15 protein-coding genes are annotated in these 19,035 nt (G+C 69.3%); 14 read left to right on the top strand and 1 reads right to left on the bottom strand.

Annotation, left to right across the window (positions count from 1 at the left end; genetic code table 11):
* The first annotated feature begins 58 nt into the window (after positions 1 to 58).
* From OG223_RS15245 to OG223_RS15185, 13 genes are all read left to right on the top strand, one after another.
* Positions 59 to 1,579: a UDP-N-acetylmuramoyl-L-alanyl-D-glutamate--2,6-diaminopimelate ligase gene (locus OG223_RS15245; protein WP_329247919.1), complete on the top strand. Its 1,521-nt coding sequence runs from the start codon at positions 59 to 61 to the stop codon at positions 1,577 to 1,579.
* A 4-nt stretch (positions 1,580 to 1,583) separates the two neighbouring features.
* The gene (locus tag OG223_RS15240; RefSeq protein WP_329247917.1) at positions 1,584 to 2,999 is read left to right on the top strand and encodes a UDP-N-acetylmuramoyl-tripeptide--D-alanyl-D-alanine ligase; all 1,416 of its coding nucleotides are present in this window, start codon (positions 1,584 to 1,586) and stop codon (positions 2,997 to 2,999) included.
* A complete protein-coding gene (mraY, locus tag OG223_RS15235; RefSeq protein ID WP_329247915.1) occupies positions 2,996 to 4,069 on the top strand; it encodes a phospho-N-acetylmuramoyl-pentapeptide-transferase in 1,074 nt (357 codons plus the stop codon). Before OG223_RS15240 ends, mraY begins: the two co-directional genes overlap by 4 nt.
* The gene (murD, locus tag OG223_RS15230; RefSeq protein ID WP_329247912.1) at positions 4,051 to 5,484 is read left to right on the top strand and encodes a UDP-N-acetylmuramoyl-L-alanine--D-glutamate ligase; all 1,434 of its coding nucleotides are present in this window, start codon (positions 4,051 to 4,053) and stop codon (positions 5,482 to 5,484) included. Before mraY ends, murD begins: the two co-directional genes overlap by 19 nt.
* Positions 5,485 to 5,505: 21 nt before the next feature.
* The gene (ftsW, locus tag OG223_RS15225; protein WP_329247909.1) at positions 5,506 to 6,873 is read left to right on the top strand and encodes a putative lipid II flippase FtsW; all 1,368 of its coding nucleotides are present in this window, start codon (positions 5,506 to 5,508) and stop codon (positions 6,871 to 6,873) included.
* 6 nt (positions 6,874 to 6,879) lie between these two features.
* Positions 6,880 to 7,971, top strand: coding sequence for an undecaprenyldiphospho-muramoylpentapeptide beta-N-acetylglucosaminyltransferase (gene murG, locus OG223_RS15220; RefSeq protein ID WP_329247907.1), 1,092 nt, complete (start codon positions 6,880 to 6,882; stop codon positions 7,969 to 7,971).
* Positions 7,972 to 7,996: 25 nt separating this feature from the next.
* Positions 7,997 to 8,791 (top strand): cell division protein FtsQ/DivIB, encoded by a 795-nt coding sequence (locus tag OG223_RS15215; protein WP_329247904.1) that lies wholly within the window; start codon positions 7,997 to 7,999, stop codon positions 8,789 to 8,791.
* A 277-nt stretch (positions 8,792 to 9,068) separates the two neighbouring features.
* Complete coding sequence (gene ftsZ / locus OG223_RS15210) at positions 9,069 to 10,253, top strand: cell division protein FtsZ (RefSeq protein WP_329247902.1); 1,185 nt, start codon at positions 9,069 to 9,071, stop codon at positions 10,251 to 10,253.
* Positions 10,250 to 10,978 (top strand): peptidoglycan editing factor PgeF, encoded by a 729-nt coding sequence (pgeF, locus tag OG223_RS15205; RefSeq protein ID WP_329247899.1) that lies wholly within the window; start codon positions 10,250 to 10,252, stop codon positions 10,976 to 10,978. Before ftsZ ends, pgeF begins: the two co-directional genes overlap by 4 nt.
* Positions 10,979 to 10,984: 6 nt before the next feature.
* The gene (locus OG223_RS15200) at positions 10,985 to 11,704 is read left to right on the top strand and encodes a YggS family pyridoxal phosphate-dependent enzyme (protein WP_329247896.1); all 720 of its coding nucleotides are present in this window, start codon (positions 10,985 to 10,987) and stop codon (positions 11,702 to 11,704) included.
* Positions 11,705 to 11,832: 128 nt separating this feature from the next.
* Positions 11,833 to 12,474 (top strand): cell division protein SepF, encoded by a 642-nt coding sequence (locus OG223_RS15195; RefSeq protein WP_019062317.1) that lies wholly within the window; start codon positions 11,833 to 11,835, stop codon positions 12,472 to 12,474.
* Between the two features lie 47 nt (positions 12,475 to 12,521).
* Positions 12,522 to 12,812 (top strand): YggT family protein, encoded by a 291-nt coding sequence (locus tag OG223_RS15190; protein WP_200689005.1) that lies wholly within the window; start codon positions 12,522 to 12,524, stop codon positions 12,810 to 12,812.
* 52 nt (positions 12,813 to 12,864) lie between these two features.
* Positions 12,865 to 14,109: a DivIVA domain-containing protein gene (locus OG223_RS15185; protein ID WP_329247890.1), complete on the top strand. Its 1,245-nt coding sequence runs from the start codon at positions 12,865 to 12,867 to the stop codon at positions 14,107 to 14,109.
* Between the two features lie 219 nt (positions 14,110 to 14,328).
* On the opposite strand, the gene ileS is transcribed toward OG223_RS15185, so the two are convergent.
* Positions 14,329 to 17,466 (bottom strand): isoleucine--tRNA ligase, encoded by a 3,138-nt coding sequence (gene ileS, locus OG223_RS15180; protein ID WP_329247887.1) that lies wholly within the window; start codon positions 17,464 to 17,466, stop codon positions 14,329 to 14,331.
* 640 nt (positions 17,467 to 18,106) lie between these two features.
* Here ileS and OG223_RS15175 point away from each other — a divergent pair.
* On the top strand, positions 18,107 to 18,973 hold the full coding sequence (locus OG223_RS15175) for a TraR/DksA family transcriptional regulator (RefSeq protein ID WP_329247884.1): 867 nt from the start codon (positions 18,107 to 18,109) through the stop codon (positions 18,971 to 18,973).
* The last annotated feature ends 62 nt before the right edge of the window (positions 18,974 to 19,035 follow it).

Genomic DNA, 19,035 nt, shown 5'->3' with positions numbered 1-19,035 from the left:
TACGCTCACCGCCGTGCCATCCGCCGATCAGTCCCAACCCCCCCAGAAGGGCGCATCCGTGACATATCCGGGGCCGCCCAGGCCGGCGCAGCTCTCCGCCACACCCCTCGCGGAACTCGCCGGCCAAGTGGGCGCCGCCGAGCCGACGACCGCCGCCGACGTCACGGGCATCACCCATGACTCGCGCGCGGTCCGCCCCGGCGACCTGTACGCCGCGCTGCCCGGCGCCCGCCTGCACGGCGCCGACTTCGTCGGCCAGGCGGCCGGCCTCGGCGCCGTCGCCGTCCTGACGGACCCGGCCGGCGCCGACCGCGCGGCGGCAACCGGCCTGCCGGTACTGGTCGTCGAGGACCCGCGGGCGCACATGGGCGAGCTGGCGGCCACGATCTACGGCCACCCCGGCCGCGATCTCCTCCAGATCGGCATCACCGGCACGTCCGGCAAGACCACCACCGCGTACCTCGTCGAGGGCGGTCTGAAAACGGTCCGGTCCACCGGTCTGATCGGCACGGTCGAGACGCGCATCGGCGACGAGCGCATGAAGTCGGAGCGCACGACCCCCGAAGCCACCGATCTCCAGGCCCTGTTCGCGGTCATGCTGGAGCGCGGGGTCGACGCGGTCGCCATGGAGGTCTCCAGCCACGCGCTGGTCCTCGGCCGGGTCGACGCCTGCATCTTCGACATCGCGGTCTTCACCAACCTCAGCCCGGAACACATGGAGTTCCACTCGGGCATGGAGGACTACTTCCAGGCCAAGGCGCAGTTGTTCACGCCGCTGCGCAGCCGGCAGGGAGTGGTCAACCTCGACGACGAGTACGGCCGCAGGCTCGCCGCGCAGGCCACGATCCCCGTGGTCACCTACTCCGCCGAGGGCCACCCGGACGCCGACTGGCGTGCCGAGAACGTCGAAATCGGCCCGATGGACTCGACGTTCACCGCGGTCGGCCCCAAGGGCGAGCTGATCACCGCGAGATCGCCGCTGGCCGGCTCCTTCAACGTGGCCAACACCCTCGCCGCGATCGCCGCCCTGGCCACCGCGGGCCTCGACCCGCAGCTCGCCGCCGACGGCATCTCCGAGGTGCCGGGCGTGCCGGGGCGCCTGGAGCGCGTGGACGCCGGGCAGCCGTATCTCGCGGTCGTCGACTACGCCCACAAGACGGACGCCGTCGAATCGGTCCTGCGCGCGCTGCGCAAGGTCACCGAGGGCAAGCTGCACGTCGTGCTCGGCTGCGGCGGGGACCGGGACACGACCAAGCGCGAGCCGATGGGCGCCGCCGTGGCGCGGCTCGCCGACACCGCCGTACTGACATCGGACAACCCCCGCTCCGAGGACCCCCTCGCGATCCTCGCGACCATGCTCCAGGGGGCCGCGTCCGTGCCCGCGCACGAGCGCGGCGAGGTCCAGGTCTTCGAGGACCGGGCCGCGGCCGTCGCCGCCGCCGTCGCCCGCGCACAGCCGGGGGACACCGTGCTGGTCGCGGGCAAGGGCCACGAGCAGGGCCAGGACATCGCCGGAGTGGTCCGTCCCTTCGACGACCGCCAGGTGCTTCGCGAAGCTATCCAGAAGACCCAGGGATGAACTTGTGATCGCCCTCTCCCTCGCCGAGATCGCAGAAGTCGTCGGCGGGCAGACGCACGACATACCGGATCCGTCCGTCCAGGTCACCGGCCCGGTGGTCCGCGACTCCCGGGAAGTGGAACCCGGCAGCCTCTTCGTCGCCTTCGTCGGCGAGCACGTCGACGGCCACGACTTCGCGAACGCGGTCGTCGAGGCGGGCGCGGTGGCCCTCCTGGCGTCCCGCCCGGTCGGTGTCCCCGCGATCGTCGTGGACGACGTCCAGAGCGCCCTGGGCGCCCTCGCCCGGCATGTCGTACGACGGCTCGGCGCGACCCTCGTGGCCCTCACCGGCTCGGCGGGCAAGACCAGCACCAAGGACCTCATCGCCCAGGTGCTCGCGCGCAAGGCGCCCACGGTGTTCACACCGGGATCGTTGAACAATGAGATCGGGCTGCCGCTGACCGCGCTGAGCGCCACCGCCGAGACGAGGTTCCTCGTCCTGGAGATGGGCGCCCGCGGCATCGGTCACATCCGCTACCTCGCGGATCTGACGCCCCCGCAGATCGGCCTCGTCCTCAACGTCGGCACCGCCCACATCGGCGAGTTCGGCGGCCGGGAGCAGATCGCGCAGGCAAAGGGCGAACTCGTGGAGGCGCTCCCTTCAGTTGAAGACGGTGGCGTCGCGGTCCTCAACGCGGACGATCCGCTCGTACGGGCCATGGCGTCCCGTACGAAGGCGAAGGTGATCCTTTTCGGAGAGTCCGGCGAAGCGGACGTACGGGCCGAGAACGTGAGACTCACGGACAGCGGACAGCCCGCCTTCAGCCTTCACACACCCTCCGGGTGCAGCGAAGTGACCATGCGCCTGTACGGTGAGCACCACGTGTCGAACGCGCTCGCCGCGGCCGCCGTCGCCCATGAGCTGGGCATGTCCGCAGACGAGATCGCCACCGCGCTCTCCGAGGCGGGCTCCCTCTCCCGCTGGCGGATGGAGGTCACCGAGCGACCGGACGGCGTGACCATCGTCAACGACGCCTACAACGCGAACCCCGAGTCCATGCGAGCCGCCTTGCGCGCGCTCGCGGCCATGGGCAAGGGACGCAGGACGTGGGCGGTGCTCGGCAAGATGGCCGAGCTCGGGGACGAGGCGCTCGCCGAGCACGACGCGGTCGGACGGCTGGCCGTCCGGCTCAATGTCGGCAAGCTCGTCGCGGTCGGGGGCAGGGAAGCGTCCTGGCTGCAACTGGGCGCATATAACGAGGGTTCGTGGGGTGAGGAGTCGGTGCACGTGTCCGACGCACAGGCGGCGGTCGACCTGTTGCGCAGCGAGTTGCGCCCGGGAGACGTCGTTCTCGTGAAGGCGTCCCGGTCGGTCGGGCTCGAGAGCGTGGCGCAGGCGCTCGTCGAGGCCGGTACCGAGGGTGAGGTTGCCGTCCGATGATGAAGCAGATCCTGTTCTCAGGAGTCATCGGCCTGTTCCTGACCCTGGTGGGCACCCCGCTGCTGATCAAGCTGCTGGCCCGCAAGGGCTACGGCCAGTACATCCGCGACGACGGCCCGCGCGAGCACGCCAGCAAGCGCGGTACGCCGACGATGGGCGGTATCGCCTTCATCTTCGCGACGGTCGCCGCGTACTTCCTGTCCAAGGTCATCACCGGCTACCCCCCGACCTACTCGGGGCTGCTGGTGCTCGGCCTGATGTGCGGCATGGGCCTGGTCGGCTTCCTCGACGACTACATCAAGATCGTCAAGCGGCGTTCGCTGGGCCTGCGGGCCAAGGCGAAGATGGCCGGTCAGTTGATCGTCGGCATCAGCTTCGCGGTGCTCGCGCTGATGTTCCCGGACTCCCGCGGCAACACCCCGGCCTCGACGAAGCTGTCGTTCATCACGGACTTCGGCTGGAAGATCGGCCCGATCCTGTTCGTGATCTGGGCGCTGTTCATGATCCTCGCGATGTCGAACGGCGTGAACCTGACGGACGGTCTGGACGGCCTCGCCACCGGCGCCTCGGTCCTGGTCTTCGGCGCCTACACCTTCATCGGTGTCTGGCAGTTCCAGGAGTCCTGCGCCAACGCGACGACGCTGACCAACCCGAACGCCTGCTACGAAGTGCGCGATCCACTCGACCTCGCGGTGATCGCCTCGGCGCTGATGGGTGCCTGCCTGGGCTTCCTGTGGTGGAACACCTCGCCGGCCAAGGTCTTCATGGGGGACACGGGCTCACTCGCCCTCGGCGGTGTCCTCACCGGCCTGGCGATCCTCTCCCGCACGGAGCTGCTCGTCGCCATCATGGGTGGCCTCTTCGTCCTCATCACCATGTCGGTGGTCATCCAGGTCGGCTCCTTCAAGCTCACCGGCAAGCGGGTCTTCCGAATGGCCCCGCTCCAGCACCACTTCGAACTCAAGGGCTGGTCCGAAGTGCTCATCGTGGTCCGTTTCTGGATCATCCAGGGCATCTGCGTGATCGTCGGCCTGGGCCTCTTCTACGCGGGATGGGCAGCGGAAAAGTGACCGACGGTCAGGGGCTCTCCTTCGAGGGCAAGCACGTCACCGTCGCCGGGCTCGGTGTCTCCGGCATCCCGGCGGCCAAGGTCCTGCACGGACTCGGCGCGCTCGTCACGGTCGTCAACGACGGCGACGACGAGCGCTCCCGGGCCCAGGCGGCCGACCTGGAGGCGCTCGGCATCACCGTGCGCCTCGGCGACGGCGCGACCCTGCCCGACGGCACCGAACTGATCGTCACCACCCCCGGCTGGCAGCCCGACAAGCCGCTGTTCGCGGCCGCCCGGGCAGCCGGTGTCGAGATCTGGGGCGACGTGGAGCTCGCGTGGCGCCTGCGCGGCCCCGAAGCGGCCCCCTGGCTGGCCGTCACGGGCACCAACGGCAAGACCACCACCGTCCAGATGCTCGCCTCCATCCTGAAGGCGGGCGGCCTGCGCACGGCCGCCGTCGGCAACATCGGCGTCTCGGTCCTGGACGCCGTACTCGGGGACGAGGAATACGACGTCCTCGCCGTCGAACTGTCGAGCTATCAGCTCCACTGGGCGCCTTCGCTGCGCGCCCACTCCGCCGCCGTCCTGAACCTGGCACCCGATCACCTCGACTGGCACGGCTCGATGGAGGCGTACGCCGCCGACAAGGGCCGTATCTACGAAGGCAATCGGGTCGCCTGCGTCTACAACGTCGCCGACAAGGCCACCGAGGACCTGGTCCGCGAGGCCGACGTCGAAGAGGGCTGCCGGGCGATCGGGTTCACGCTGGGCAGCCCCGCGCCGTCCCAACTCGGCGTCGTGGACGGCATTCTGGTGGACCGTGCCTTCGTCGAGGACCGGCAGAAGAACGCGCAGGAACTCGCCGAGGTCGCGGACGTCAATCCACCGGCCCCGCACAACATCGCCAACGCCCTTGCCGCCGCTGCCCTCGCGCGCGCCTTCGGGGTGCCCGCCAAGGCCGTACGGGACGGGCTGCGGGCCTTCACGCCCGACGCGCACCGGATCGCGCACGTGGCCGATGTGGACGGTGTCGCGTACATCGACGACTCCAAGGCCACCAACACCCATGCGGCGGAAGCCTCGTTGGCGGCCTACGAGTCGATCGTGTGGATCGCGGGCGGGCTCGCCAAGGGCGCGACCTTCGACGAGCTGGTCGCCAAGTCGGCGAAGCGACTTCGGGGCGTGGTGCTGATCGGCGCCGATCGTGCGCTGATCGCCGAAGCCCTCGCGCGACACGCGCCGGAAGTACCCGTCGTCGACCTCGCCCGGACCGACACTGGGGCGATGCTCGCGGCTGTCCAGGAGGCACAGCGGCTCGCCGCCGCCGGCGACACGGTGCTGCTCGCCCCGGCCTGCGCCTCCATGGACATGTTCGCCAATTACAACAAGCGCGGTGACGCGTTCGCCCAGGCGGTTCGCGAACTCGGCGCCTGACCGATGTGAGCGGAGGCGCTGATGCCCAGTAGCCGTACCGGCCGGCCGCCCGTGCAGCAGCGGGCCCCCAGACGTCCCGCGGCCGCCAGGACCGTCCGCGACAACCCCGTACGACGGCTGTACGCGAACGTGCGCCGGGCCTGGGACCGGCCGTTGACCGCCTACTACCTGATCGCCGGCGGCAGTGTGCTGATCACCGTGCTGGGTCTGGTGATGGTCTACTCGGCCTCCCAGATCACGGCGCTCCAACTGTCGCTGCCCGGCTCGTACTTCTTCCGCAAACAGTTCCTCGCCGCCTGTATCGGCGGGGTGCTGGCGCTGGCCGCCTCGCGGATGCCGGTCAAGCTGCACCGGGCGCTGGCCTATCCGATCCTCGCGGGCGCCGTCTTCATGATGGCGCTGGTGCAGTTGCCGGGGATAGGGATGTCGGTCAACGGCAACCGCAACTGGATCTCGCTCGGCGGCTCCTTCCAGATCCAGCCCAGCGAGTTCGGCAAGCTGGCCCTCGTCCTGTGGGGCGCCGACCTGCTGGCCCGCAAGCAGGACAAGGCGATGCTGTCCCAGTGGAAGCACATGCTGGTGCCGCTGGTGCCGGTCGCGTTCATGCTGCTCGGGCTGATCATGCTCGGCGGCGACATGGGTACGGCGATCATCCTCACGGCGATCCTGTTCGGCCTGCTCTGGCTGGCCGGTGCGCCCACCCGGCTCTTCGTCGGCGTTCTCTCGATCGCGGCCGCGATCGGTGTGATCCTCATCAAGACCAGCCCCAACCGCATGGCCCGGCTCGCCTGCATCGGCGCCACCGAGCCCAAGACGGGGGTCGCCGACTGCTGGCAGGCCGTGCACGGGATCTACGCGCTCGCATCCGGCGGGATCTTCGGCTCCGGGCTCGGCGCGAGTGTGGAGAAATGGGGTCAACTCCCCGAAGCCCACACCGACTTCATCTTCGCCGTCACCGGTGAGGAACTGGGTCTGGCGGGCACACTGTCGGTGCTCGCCCTCTTCGCGGCTCTAGGCTATGCGGGTATCCGCGTGGCCGGACGCACGGAGGACCCCTTCGTGAGGTATGCCGCGGGAGGCGTGACCACCTGGATCACCGCTCAGGCGGTGATCAACATCGGTGCGGTGCTCGGCCTGCTGCCGATCGCCGGCGTCCCGCTCCCGCTGTTCTCCTACGGGGGTTCCGCCCTGCTGCCGACCATGTTCGCCATCGGGTTGCTGATCGCCTTCGCGCGCGACGACCCCGCTGCGCGGGCGGCGCTTGCGATGCGGCAACCCCGCTTTGGTAGAAAACGGGGGGGCAGGGCACCCGGTTCCGGCCGGAGTTCCCGGAGATGGAACACGATGAGACGGCGTGCCTCGGCGGCACGTTCGTCCGGAGAGCGGTGAATTTCGGTGCATGTCGTACTCGCCGGTGGGGGGACCGCCGGCCACATCGAGCCGGCGCTCGCCCTCGCGGACGCCCTGCGCAGGCAGGACCCCACCGTGGGGATCACGGCCCTGGGCACGGAGCGCGGCCTTGAGACCCGTCTCGTACCCGAGCGGGGCTACGAACTCGCGCTGATCCCCGCCGTACCCCTGCCGCGCAAGCCCACCCCGGAACTGATCACCGTGCCGGGCCGGTTGCGCGGCACCATCAAGGCGGCCGAGCAGATCCTGGAGCGCACCAAGGCGGACTGTGTCGTCGGCTTCGGCGGCTATGTGGCGCTGCCCGGCTATCTCGCGGCCAAGCGCCTCGGGGTGCCGATCGTGATCCACGAGGCCAACGCCCGGCCCGGGTTGGCCAACAAGATCGGCTCGCGCTACGCGGCCCGGGTCGCGGTCTCGACCCCGGACAGCAAGCTGCGCGACGCCCGTTACATCGGCATCCCGCTGCGCCGCTCGATCGCCACCCTGGACCGCGCGGCCGTACGGCCGCAGGCCCGGGCCGCGTTCGGCCTCGACCCGAACCTGCCGACGCTGCTGGTCTCCGGCGGCTCGCAGGGCGCCCGGCACCTCAACGAGGTGGTCGAGCGGGTCGCGCCGTACCTCCAACAGGCCGGAATCCAGATCCTGCACGCGGTCGGCCCGAAGAACGAACTGCCGCAGGTGCACCAGATGCCGGGGATGCCCCCCTACATCCCGGTACCGTACGTGGACCGGATGGACCTCGCGTACGCCGCGGCCGACATGATGCTCTGCCGCGCGGGCGCGATGACCGTCGCCGAACTCTCCGCCGTCGGACTCCCGGCCGCCTACGTCCCGCTGCCCATCGGCAACGGCGAACAGCGGCTGAACGCCCAGCCGGTGGTCAAGGCCGGCGGCGGACTCCTGGTCGACGACGCGGAACTGACGCCCGAGTGGATCCAGGGCAACGTCCTGCCCGTGCTCGCCGACCCGCACCGGCTGTACGAAATGTCGCGCGCGGCAAGCGAGTTCGGCCGCCGGGACGCCGACGACCTGCTCGTCGGCATGGTGTACGAGGCGATCGCCTCGCGGCACCGCTAGCCCTATGTGAGAGAGGCAGGGGATCGTGGCCGGACCGACGACCGCCGAACGCGGTGAACGCCAACAGGAGTCGTCCGGCCCGCCCCTTGTCCGGCGCCTGGGGCCGCGACGTCTTCGTCTGATTGTCGTACTCGCCCTCGTCGCAGCCCTGTTGGGCGCCGCCACGGTCTGGCTGCTCTTCGGCTCGCAGTGGCTGCGGGTGGAGAAGGTATCGGTCTCCGGGACGAAGGTTCTGACGCCGGAGCAGGTGCGCGAAGCGGCCGGCGTACCGGTCGGCGGACCGCTGATTTCCGTCGACACCGATGCGATCGAAGCCCGACTCCGCAAGAAATTGCCCCGAATTGACACTGTTGACGTAGTCCGTTCCTGGCCTCATGGAATCGGGCTGAAAGTGACCGAACGCAGCCCGGTCCTGGTGGAGAAAAAGGGCGGAAACTTCGTCGAAGTGGACGACGAGGGCGTGCGGTTCGCCACCGTTTCCACGCCACCGAAGTCCGTTCCGACCCTCGAATTGGCGCTCTCTCAACCGGGTTCGTCCGCGGTCGGCCTGCGCCGCTTCGGCGAGGCCCGACTCGTCCGCGAGGCGGTGCGCGTCGCGGGTGACATTCCGGCCGCCGTCGCGCGCGACACCCAGGTCGTCAAAGTCCGTTCCTACGACGACATCTCACTCGAGTTGAGCGGCGGCCGTACCGTCGCATGGGGAAGCGGTGAGAAGGGCACAGCGAAGGCGCGTACGCTCACCGCTCTCATGAAAGCAGCTTCCGGGGCCCGGCACTTCGACGTAAGTGTTCCCACCGCCCCTGCGTCAGCCGGGAGTTGACGCACATTCGCGCAGGCCAGCACCCTGGTTGGGCAGCGCTACGGCTGATCACATAGGGTGAAAAGAAAAACGGGAGGTTCGGCGTGTTCGTTGAACGTGCGCCACTTGTCGACTTAGTGTCCTGTTCAGAAGACTTCAAGGAACGGACACACTGGTAACCCTAAACTTCAACGTTAGGGTTCGGGTCGGCGCTACGGACCGTCCCATTCGGCATCCGTCGTCGGGTCGCGGAACACCGCGACCGACGACACGTAACTCGAGGCGAGAGGCCTTCGACGTGGCAGCACCGCAGAACTACCTCGCAGTCATCAAAGTCATCGGTGTCGGCGGCGGTGGTGTCAATGCCATCAACCGGATGATCGAGGTCGGTCTCAAGGGCGTCGAGTTCATCGCCATCAACACCGACGCGCAGGCGCTGTTGATGAGCGACGCCGACGTCAAACTCGACGTCGGCCGCGAACTCACCCGCGGACTCGGCGCCGGCGCCAATCCGGCCGTCGGCCGCAAGGCCGCCGAGGATCACCGTGAGGAGATCGAGGAGGTCCTCAAGGGGGCCGACATGGTCTTCGTGACGGCCGGCGAAGGCGGCGGCACCGGCACCGGCGGCGCCCCCGTCGTGGCCAACATCGCCCGCTCCCTGGGCGCCCTCACCATCGGCGTGGTCACCCGCCCCTTCACCTTCGAGGGACGGCGCAGGGCCAACCAGGCGGAGGACGGCATCGCCGAACTCCGCGAAGAGGTCGACACCCTCATCGTCATCCCGAACGACCGGCTGCTGTCCATCTCGGACCGCCAGGTCTCGGTCCTCGACGCCTTCAAGTCGGCGGACCAGGTCCTGCTCTCCGGTGTTCAGGGCATCACCGATCTCATCACCACGCCCGGCCTGATCAACCTCGACTTCGCCGACGTCAAGTCCGTGATGTCCGAGGCCGGTTCGGCCCTCATGGGCATCGGCTCGGCCCGCGGCGACGACCGCGCGGTGGCGGCGGCCGAGATGGCGATCTCCTCGCCGCTCCTCGAAGCCTCCATCGACGGCGCCCGTGGCGTCCTGCTCTCCATCTCCGGCGGCTCCGACCTCGGCCTGTTCGAGATCAACGAAGCGGCCCAACTGGTCAGCGAGGCCGCCCACCCCGAGGCCAACATCATCTTCGGCGCGGTCATCGACGACGCCCTCGGTGACGAGGTCCGGGTCACGGTCATCGCGGCCGGCTTCGACGGCGGTCAGCCGCCGACCCGCCGGGAGACCGGCTCGACCTCGGGCCGCCGCGAGGAACCGACTCCGGTACGCCAGAACGAGAGCCGTCCGTCCTTCGGCTCGCTCGGCAGCGTCAAGCCCAAGGAGGAGCCGGAGCCCGCGCCGGTACCGGCCGCCGACCTTCCGGTCGCCCCGCCGGTCCCGCCGTCGCGGACCTACTCGGACAGCGCCGCCGAGGAGCTGGACGTACCGGACTTCCTGAAGTGATAGGACAGCTCGACACCGTGAGCGGCGCGCACTTCGCCTTCACCGACAGGTGGGGCGGGGTGAGCGCCGTTCCGTACGAGGAGCTCAACCTCGGCGGAGCGGTCGGCGACGACCCCGAAGCGGTCCGTACCAATCGTGAACTCGCCGCCAAATCGCTGGGGTTGGACCCGGCGCTGGTGGTCTGGATGAACCAGGTGCACGGCGCGGACGTGGCGGTCGTCGAGGAGCCCTGGGGCGCCTCGGACATCCCCTCCGTCGACGCGCTCGTCACCGCCCGGCGCGGCCTCGCCCTCGCCGTGCTGACCGCCGACTGCACGCCCGTCCTGCTCGCCGACCCGGTCGCCGGGATCGCGGGCGCGGCCCACGCCGGACGCCCGGGCATGGTGGCCGGGGTCGTCCCCGCCGCCGTACGGGCCATGGTGGAACTCGGCGCCGATCCCGCCCGGATCGTCGCCCGCACCGGACCCGCCGTCTGCGGCCGGTGCTACGAAGTGCCCGCGGACATGCGCGCCGACGTCGCCGCCGTGGAACCGGCGGCGTACGCCGAGACGAGTTGGGGCACTCCCGCGGTCGACGTGACCGCCGGAGCGCACGCGCAGCTCGACCGGCTCGGGGTGCGCGACCGGGAGCAGTCGCCGGTGTGCACCCGTGAATCGGGCGACCACTTCTCGTACCGCCGCGACCGTACGACCGGGCGTCTGGCGAGCTATGTCTGGCTGGACTGATCGGGCATGACGGACCGTAAGGACGAACTCGCCGTAAATCTGGCGAAAGTCGAGGAGCGCATCGCCGCCGCCTGTGCGGCGGCCGGGCGGAAGCGCGAAGAGGTGACCCTGATCGTGGTCACCAAGACCTATCCGGCGAGCGACGTACGAACGTTGGCCGAACTCGGTGTGCGTCATGTCGCCGAGAACCGGGACCAGGACGCCGCCCCGAAGGCCGCCGAATGCGCGGATCTGCCGCTGAGTTGGCACTTCGTCGGTCAGTTGCAGACCAACAAGGTGCGATCCGTGGTCGGTTACGCCGATGTCGTGCAGTCGGTCGACCGGGCCCGGCTCGTCACCGCCCTGTCGAAGGAGGCCGAGCGGTCCGGGCGCGAACTGGGCTGTCTCATCCAGGTCGCGCTCGACGCGGGAGTGAGCGGGCGGGGCGAGCGGGGAGGCGTCGGGCCGGGCGGGATCGGGGAGTTGGCCGATCTCGTCGCGGGGGCCCCGGGGTTGCGGCTCGACGGGCTGATGACCGTCGCTCCGCTCACCGGTGAGTACGCCGGACGCCAACTGGAGGCGTTCGGGCGGTTGATGGATTTGTCGACTGACCTGCGCCGAGCCCATCCTGCTGCGAACATGGTGTCGGCAGGGATGAGTGCGGACCTCGAACAGGCCGTGGCAGCCGGAGCGACACATGTACGCGTCGGCACTGCGGTACTCGGCGTGCGCCCCAGGCTCGGGTAACGTCGCCAGGAAGTCGGACCACAGCAGAAAATATGGTCAATGCCGCCGAAGGCGGGCGTAACGACCTCGTGGATCGCGGGCACTTGGCAGTCGTCAGCCGATCCACCACAGAGCGGAGGACTCAGAGCATGGCCGGCGCGATGCGCAAGATGGCGGTCTACCTCGGCCTCGTGGAGGACGATGGGTACGACGGCCGGGGTTTCGACCCCGATGACGACTTCGAACCCGAACTGGACCCGGAGCCCGAGCGGGACCGTCGACGGCACGAGCCGTCGCACCAGTCACACAGCCCGCATCAGTCTCAAAGGGACGAACCGGTACGAGTGGTGCAGCCTCCGGCCCCTCGCGAACCGGTGTCCCATTCCGCTTCACTGGGTGCGGAATCAGGGCGTCCGGCGCGAATCGCGCCCGTGGCATCCATCACACAAGAACGCCAGTCCCTGGAGAAGAACGCACCGGTGATCATGCCCAAGGTCGTGTCGGAACGAGAGCCTTACCGGATCACCACACTTCACCCCCGGACCTACAACGAGGCCCGTACCATCGGGGAACACTTCCGTGAAGGCACCCCGGTGATCATGAATCTGACTGAGATGGATGACACAGACGCGAAGCGACTTGTCGACTTTGCGGCCGGTTTGGTGTTTGGTCTTCACGGCAGCATCGAGCGGGTGACGCAGAAGGTGTTCCTGTTGTCGCCTGCTAACGTCGATGTCACGGCGGAGGACAAGGCCCGCATCGCAGAGGGCGGGTTCTTCAATCAGAGCTGAGACAGACAGCCGCTAGGAAGCACGGAACAGGGGAGGAAAGGCAAGCCATGGGCGTGTTCGCGCTGGTGATTTACTACGCGCTGATGGTGTTTCTCATCGTGCTCATCTTTCGGTTGGTCATGGACTACGTCTTCCAGTTCGCCCGCTCATGGCAACCCGGCAAGGCGATGGTGGTCGTTCTGGAGGCCGCCTACACTGTCACCGATCCACCGTTGAAGCTTCTGCGGCGGTTCATTCCGCCGTTGCGTCTCGGAGGCGTGGCGCTAGACCTGTCCTTCTTCGTCCTGATGATCATCGTCTACATCTTGATCTCTATCGTGGGCAATCTCGCGGGGTGACAGTGGACGATACGGTCTTGCCGACTGCCGATGACTACGTTGAGGTGAAGAGATGCCGTTGACCCCCGAGGACGTGCGGAACAAGCAGTTCACGACCGTCCGCCTCCGAGAAGGCTATGACGAGGACGAGGTTGATGCCTTCCTCGACGAGGTCGAAGCCGAACTGACGCGCCTGCTGCGCGAGAACGAGGACCTGCGCGCCAAGCTGGCCGCGGCCACGCGTGCCGCCGCGCAGAACCAACAGAACATGCGCAAGCCCCCGGATCAGGACCAGCAACAGGGCGGCATGCAGCAGCAAGGGATGCCGCAACAGGGCATGCCCCCGCAGGGAATGCCCCAGCAAGGCATGCGTGGTCCGGGCGCCCCGGTGCCCGCCGGCATATCGGGCCCCCCGCAGCAGCAGATGGGCGGCCCCATGGGCGGTCCGCCCCAGTTGCCGAGCGGTGCCCCGCAGTTGCCCCCCGGCCCCGGTGGCCAGGGCGGTCCGCAGGGCCAGGGTCCGATGGGACAAGGCCCCATGGGCCAGGGTCCGATGGGCCAGGGTCCGATGCAGGGCCAGATGCAGCAGATGGGCCAGGGCCCGATGCAGGGTCAGATGGGCCAGCCCCCCATGCAGCAGCAGATGGGCGGCCCCATGGGCGGTCCCATGGGTGGCGGTATGGGCGGCGGCATGCCGCAGCAGGGTCCCGGTGGCGACAGCGCCGCCCGTGTCCTCTCGCTGGCGCAGCAGACCGCCGACCAGGCGATCGCCGAGGCCCGTTCCGAGGCCAACAAGATCGTCGGCGAGGCCCGTTCGCGCGCCGAGGGTCTCGAGCGTGACGCCCGTGCCAAGGCCGACGCCCTGGAGCGGGACGCGCAGGAGAAGCACCGCGTAGCGATGGGCTCCCTGGAGTCCGCCCGCGCCACGCTGGAGCGCAAGGTCGAGGACCTGCGCGGCTTCGAGCGCGAGTACCGCACGCGTCTGAAGTCCTACCTCGAGTCCCAGTTGCGTCAGTTGGAGACTCAGGCCGACGACTCGCTGGCTCCGCCGCGCGCTCCGGCCGCCGCGTCGCTTCCGCCGTCCCCGGCGCCTTCGATGGCCCCGGCCGGCGCGAGCGCCCCGTCGTACGGCAGCCCGCAGGGCATGGGCGGCATGGGAGGTGGCCCGGCTCCGGCCGGTCCGTCCTACGGCGGCCAGCAGCAGATGTCCCCGGCCATGACCCAGCCGATGGCTCCGGTACGGCCGCAGGGCCCGTCGCCGATGGGCCAGGCTCCCTCGCCGATGCGCGGGTTCCTGATCGACGAGGACGACAACTGATCGGCCTGTAGTACGCCTCAGGCGTCGGCAGCGTTCAAAGGGCGGGGCTCCCGGATCATCCGGGGGCCCCGCCCTTTTGCGCGGGTTTCTTCAGGGGCGCGGGGCAGTATCGATGTGCGGCTCCGCCGCGTGGGCGCACGGTCCTGGTCCGGCCATAGGGAAGAGGAAGGGCCCAGCCTCCTTCACAGAGACCGGGCCCCTTCTCGCACCGCGTGGTGTCTACGCCTTACGCAGGCGGAACACCAGGGACAATCCCTCGTCGGTGAACGGGACGCCGTATGTGTCGTCCGCCTCACTCTGGGCGAAGTCCAGTGCCAACACCTCGTCGGCGATCAGCGCCGCGTGCTCGGCCAGCGCCGAGATGACCTCCGGGTCGGTCGACGTCCAGCGCAGGGCGATCCGGTCGGCGACGTCCAGGCCGCTGTTCTTGCGGGCCTCCTGGATCAGCCGGATCGCGTCACGGGCCAGGCCCGCCTGCCGCAGCTCCTCGGTGATCTCCAGGTCGAGGGCGACCGTCGCCCCCGAGTCGGACGCGACGGACCAGCCCTCGCGCGGAGTCTCTGTGATGATCACCTCATCCGGAGCCAGCGTGATGGTCTCGCCGTCCACCTCGACGGTCGCCGTGCCCTCGCGCAGGGCGAGGGACAGGGCAGCCGCGTCGGCGTTCGCGACCGCCTTCGCCACATCCTGGACACGCTTGCCGAACCGCTTGCCCAGTGCGCGGAAGTTGGCCTTCGCCGTGGTGTCGACCAGTGAGCCGCCGACCTCGCTCAGCGAGGCGAGCCCCTCGACGTTCAGCTCCTCCGTGATCTGCGCGTGCAGTTCGCGGTCCAGGGCGGCGAAGCCCGTCGCCGCGATCAGCGCGCGGGACAGCGGCTGGCGCGTCTTGACGCCCGACTCCGCGCGCGTGGCCCGGCCCAGCTCCACCAGGCGCCGTACGAGGACCATCTGCTTGGACAGCTCCGGGTCGATGGCGGACAGGTCCGCCTCCGGCCACGAGGACAGGTGGACGGACTCGGGGGCGCCCGGGGTCACCGGGACGATCAGGTCCTGCCAGACCCGCTCGGTGATGAACGGGGTCAGCGGGGCCATCAGTTGGGTCACCGTCTCGACGACCTCGTGCAGGGTGCGCAGCGCGGCCTTGTCGCCCTGCCAGAAGCGGCGACGGGAGCGGCGGACGTACCAGTTGGACAGGTCGTCGACGAACGCCGACAGGAGCTTGCCGGCGCGCTGGGTGTCGTAGGACTCCAGAGCCTGTGTCACCTGGTCGGTGAGCGCGTGGAGTTCGGACAGCAGCCAGCGGTCCAGGACCGGGCGGTCGGCCGGGGCCGGGTCCGCCGCGCTCGGCGCCCAGTCGGACGTGCGCGCGTACAGGGCCTGGAAGGCGACCGTGTTCCAGTACGTCAGGAGGGTCTTGCGGACGACCTCCTGGATCGTGCCGTGGCCCACCCGGCGGGCCGCCCACGGGGAACCGCCCGCGGCCATGAACCACCGCACCGCGTCCGCCCCATGACGGTCCATCAGCGGGATCGGGTCCAGGGTGTTGCCCAGGTGCTTGGACATCTTGCGGCCGTCCTCGGCGAGAATGTGGCCGAGACAGACCACGTTCTCGTACGACGACTTGTCGAAGACCAGGGTGCCGACGGCCATCAGCGTGTAGAACCAGCCGCGGGTCTGGTCGATGGCCTCGCTGATGAACTGCGCCGGGTAGCGGGACTCGAAGAGTTCCTTGTTCTTGTGCGGGTAGCCCCACTGCGCGAACGGCATCGAACCCGAGTCGTACCAGGCGTCGATGACCTCGGGCACGCGGGTCGCCGTCTCGGCGCACTGGGGGCACGGGAATGTGACCGCGTCGATGAACGGGCGGTGCGGGTCCAGGCCCGACTGGTCGGTGCCGGTCAGCTCGGTCAGCTCCGCGCGGGAGCCGACGACCGTGAGGTGGTCCTCCGTGCAGCGCCAGATCGGGAGCGGGGTGCCCCAGTAGCGGCTGCGGGACAGCGCCCAGTCGATGTTGTTGTTCAGCCAGTCGCCGTACCGGCCGTGCTTGACGGTGTCCGGGAACCAGTTGGTGTTCTCGTTCTCCTGGAGGAGGCGGTCCTTGACGGCCGTGGTGCGGATGTACCAGGAGGGCTGCGCGTAGTACAGGAGCGCGGTGTGGCAGCGCCAGCAGTGTGGGTAACTGTGCTCGTACGGCACGTGCTTGAAGAGCAGGCCGCGGTCCTTGAGGTCCTCGGTGAGCTTTTCGTCGGCCTTCTTGAAGAAGACACCGCCTACGAGCGGGACGTCCTCGGCGAAGGTGCCGTTCGGGCGGACCGGGTTCACGACCGGCAGACCGTACGCGCGGCAGACCTTGAGGTCCTCCTCGCCGAAGGCGGGGGACTGGTGGACCAGCCCCGTGCCGTCCTCGGTCGTCACGTACTCCGCGTTCACCACGTAGTGCGCGGGCTCCGGGAACTCCACGAGCTCGAACGGACGTTGATACGTCCAGCGCTCCATCTCGGTGCCGGTGAAGGTCTCACCGGTGGTCTCCCAGCCCTCGCCGAGGGCCTTGGCGAAGAGCGGCTCGGCTACGACGAGCTGCTCCTCGCCGTTCGTCGCGACGACGTAGGTGACCTCGGGGTGGGCGGCGACGGCGGTGTTGGACACGAGCGTCCAGGGCGTCGTCGTCCACACCAGGAGTGCGGCGCGGCCGGCCAGCGGACCGGAGGTGAGCGGGAAACGGACGTACACGGAGGGGTCGACGACGGTCTCGTAGCCCTGCGCCAGCTCGTGGTCCGAGAGGCCCGTCTGGTCGCGCGGGCACCAGGGGGCGACGCGGTAGTCCTGGACCAGCAGGCCCTTGTTGAAGATCTCCTTGAGGGACCACCAGACCGACTCGATGTACTCGGGGTCCATCGTGCGGTACGGGTCCTCGAGGTCCGTCCAGTACCCCATGCGGGTCGTGAGCGCCTCGAAGGCGTCGGTGTGCCGGGTCACGGACTCGCGGCACCTGGCGTTGAACTCGGCGATGCCGTACGCCTCGATGTCCTGCTTGTCGGTGAAGCCCAGTTCCTTCTCGACCGCCAGCTCCACCGGGAGGCCGTGGCAGTCCCAGCCGGCCTTGCGGCCCACGTGGTAGCCGCGCATGGTGCGGAAGCGGGGGAAGACGTCCTTGAAGACGCGCGCCTCGATGTGGTGGGCGCCCGGCATGCCGTTGGCCGTGGGCGGGCCCTCGTAGAACACCCACTCGGGGCGCCCCTCGGACTGGTCCAGGGTCTTGGCGAAGATCTTCTGCTCGCGCCAGAAGTCGAGCACGGCGTGCTCCAGCGCGGGCAGGTCGACCTGGGCGGGCACCTGGCGGTACGTCGGCGTTGTCATCAGCGAGCTTCCTCCGGCGGACTTTCTGCCTTCCGTCCGGAGGGACGAGAGCTACGACTTTCCGTACGCCGTGTGCGGCGCGCTCCCGCGGTACCACCCTCCTTGGCTCCCCGGTGCACCTTGCGCACCAGTGAGCCCCCTCATTGGGGTCGCGATACCGGGTCTACTCGCCGCGGCCGGTCGGCTGCGGCTTTCTTCCGGCGGCTCCGGGGTGATCTTCACGTCGCGTTCGCCCCCGGGCTTCCACCGTCCCCGGGTCGCTCTGGGCTGCGTACGCCGCTACTCGTCCCCATCCACGCTTCTCGCTCCGCCCAGTGTACGGGGCCGCACGGACAGCGGCCGACCGGTTTTGCGAGGGCTTCGGCGGGGGATTCCGGGGGTGCTGTCGGCGGGGGTTCGGCCGAGGGCTTCCCGACCTGCAGTACGACTCGAATGGCGCTGAACACGCGTTCGGCTTTCGGGGTGCCGGACTCGGCGGATTACCCGGCGGGGAGCTGGGCACAACGCTTGAAGGCTTGCCGCGCGAGGCCAGGGGGGTGGACGAATCGGGCGGCGTGCCCCGTTGCCGCGGGACCCAAGTCGATTTATCGTCCCAGCACGATTCGCGTGCGTGATCACAAAATGTGAAGGGGCCGCGGCCATGGTGGCGAAGAAGACCGCAGCGAAGAAGACCGCGGCGAAGAAGGCGGTCGCTACGAAGGCGGCTTCTTCTTCGAAACAGACGACCGTGAAGAAAGCGGCTGTGAAGAAGACGGCAACGCCCGAGAAGACGACGTCCGAGGAAGCGGCACCTCCGAAGAAGACGGCGGCGAAGACGACGACCAAAACGGTCACCACCAAGACATCCCCGAAGCCGACCACCAAGAAGTCCGCGGCGAAGTCGACCGCGAAGACGGCTACTACGAAGACGACGACGAGTACGACGACGACTACGAAGACGACGAACAGCGCGAAGCGCACACAGAGCGCGGCCAAGAAGGCAAAGGCGGGCGCGGCGCAGGCCGCGGAGCAGACGGGAGCCACGACGGTGGTTGCGAAGAAGACTCCTGGCACGGCCACGGCGGCGAAGACCGCGGTTCCCAAGGCGCGGCTCGCCGCGGCCGCGGGTCCGGGTGAGCTGGCGGTGCGCCCCGGAGAGGACCCCTGGACGCCCGAGGAGGTCGAGGAGGCCCGCACCGAGCTGCTGTCCGAGGCCGCCCGGCTGAGCGAGGAGATCACGTCCACCGAGCAGGCCCTCGCCGGTCTGATGCGGGACTCCGGGGACGGTGCCGGCGACGACCAGGCCGACACCGGGACCAAGAACATCACGCGCGAGAGCGAGATGGCGCTGGCCGCCAACGCGCGCGAGATGCTGATCCAGACCGAGCGCGCCCTGGGGAAGCTGGACGCCGGCACGTACGGCCTGTGCGAGAACTGCGGCAACCCGATCGGCAAGGCCCGTATGCAGGCCTTCCCCCGGGCCACCCTGTGCATGGACTGCAAGCAGAAGCAGGAACGCCGGTACTGACGCCGGTACTGAAGCTCCTGAGAGGTGTGCCGTACCCTCATCCTGAGTTAGGCACCTAGGTC

This window comes from Streptomyces sp. NBC_01478 (assembly GCF_036227225.1).
GTDB lineage: Bacteria > Actinomycetota > Actinomycetes > Streptomycetales > Streptomycetaceae > Streptomyces.
Note: the sequence above shows the minus strand (reverse complement) of the source record. Positions and strands in the feature narration are given on the sequence as shown.

Bases quoted from the DNA above. Each gene is read 5' to 3' on its own strand.
- mraY (WP_329247915.1), top strand. From the start codon at position 2,996: ATGATGAAGCAGATCCTGTTCTCAGGAGTCATCGGCCTGTTCCTGACC.
- murD (WP_329247912.1), top strand. From the start codon at position 4,051: ATGGGCAGCGGAAAAGTGACCGACGGTCAGGGGCTCTCCTTCGAGGGC.
- OG223_RS15175 (WP_329247884.1), top strand. From the start codon at position 18,107: ATGGTGGCGAAGAAGACCGCAGCGAAGAAGACCGCGGCGAAGAAGGCG.
- ftsW (WP_329247909.1), top strand. From the start codon at position 5,506: ATGCCCAGTAGCCGTACCGGCCGGCCGCCCGTGCAGCAGCGGGCCCCC.
- ileS (WP_329247887.1), bottom strand. From the start codon at position 17,466: ATGACAACGCCGACGTACCGCCAGGTGCCCGCCCAGGTCGACCTGCCC.
- OG223_RS15200 (WP_329247896.1), top strand. From the start codon at position 10,985: ATGACGGACCGTAAGGACGAACTCGCCGTAAATCTGGCGAAAGTCGAG.
- OG223_RS15195 (WP_019062317.1), top strand. From the start codon at position 11,833: ATGGCCGGCGCGATGCGCAAGATGGCGGTCTACCTCGGCCTCGTGGAG.
- OG223_RS15185 (WP_329247890.1), top strand. From the start codon at position 12,865: ATGCCGTTGACCCCCGAGGACGTGCGGAACAAGCAGTTCACGACCGTC.
- OG223_RS15190 (WP_200689005.1), top strand. From the start codon at position 12,522: ATGGGCGTGTTCGCGCTGGTGATTTACTACGCGCTGATGGTGTTTCTC.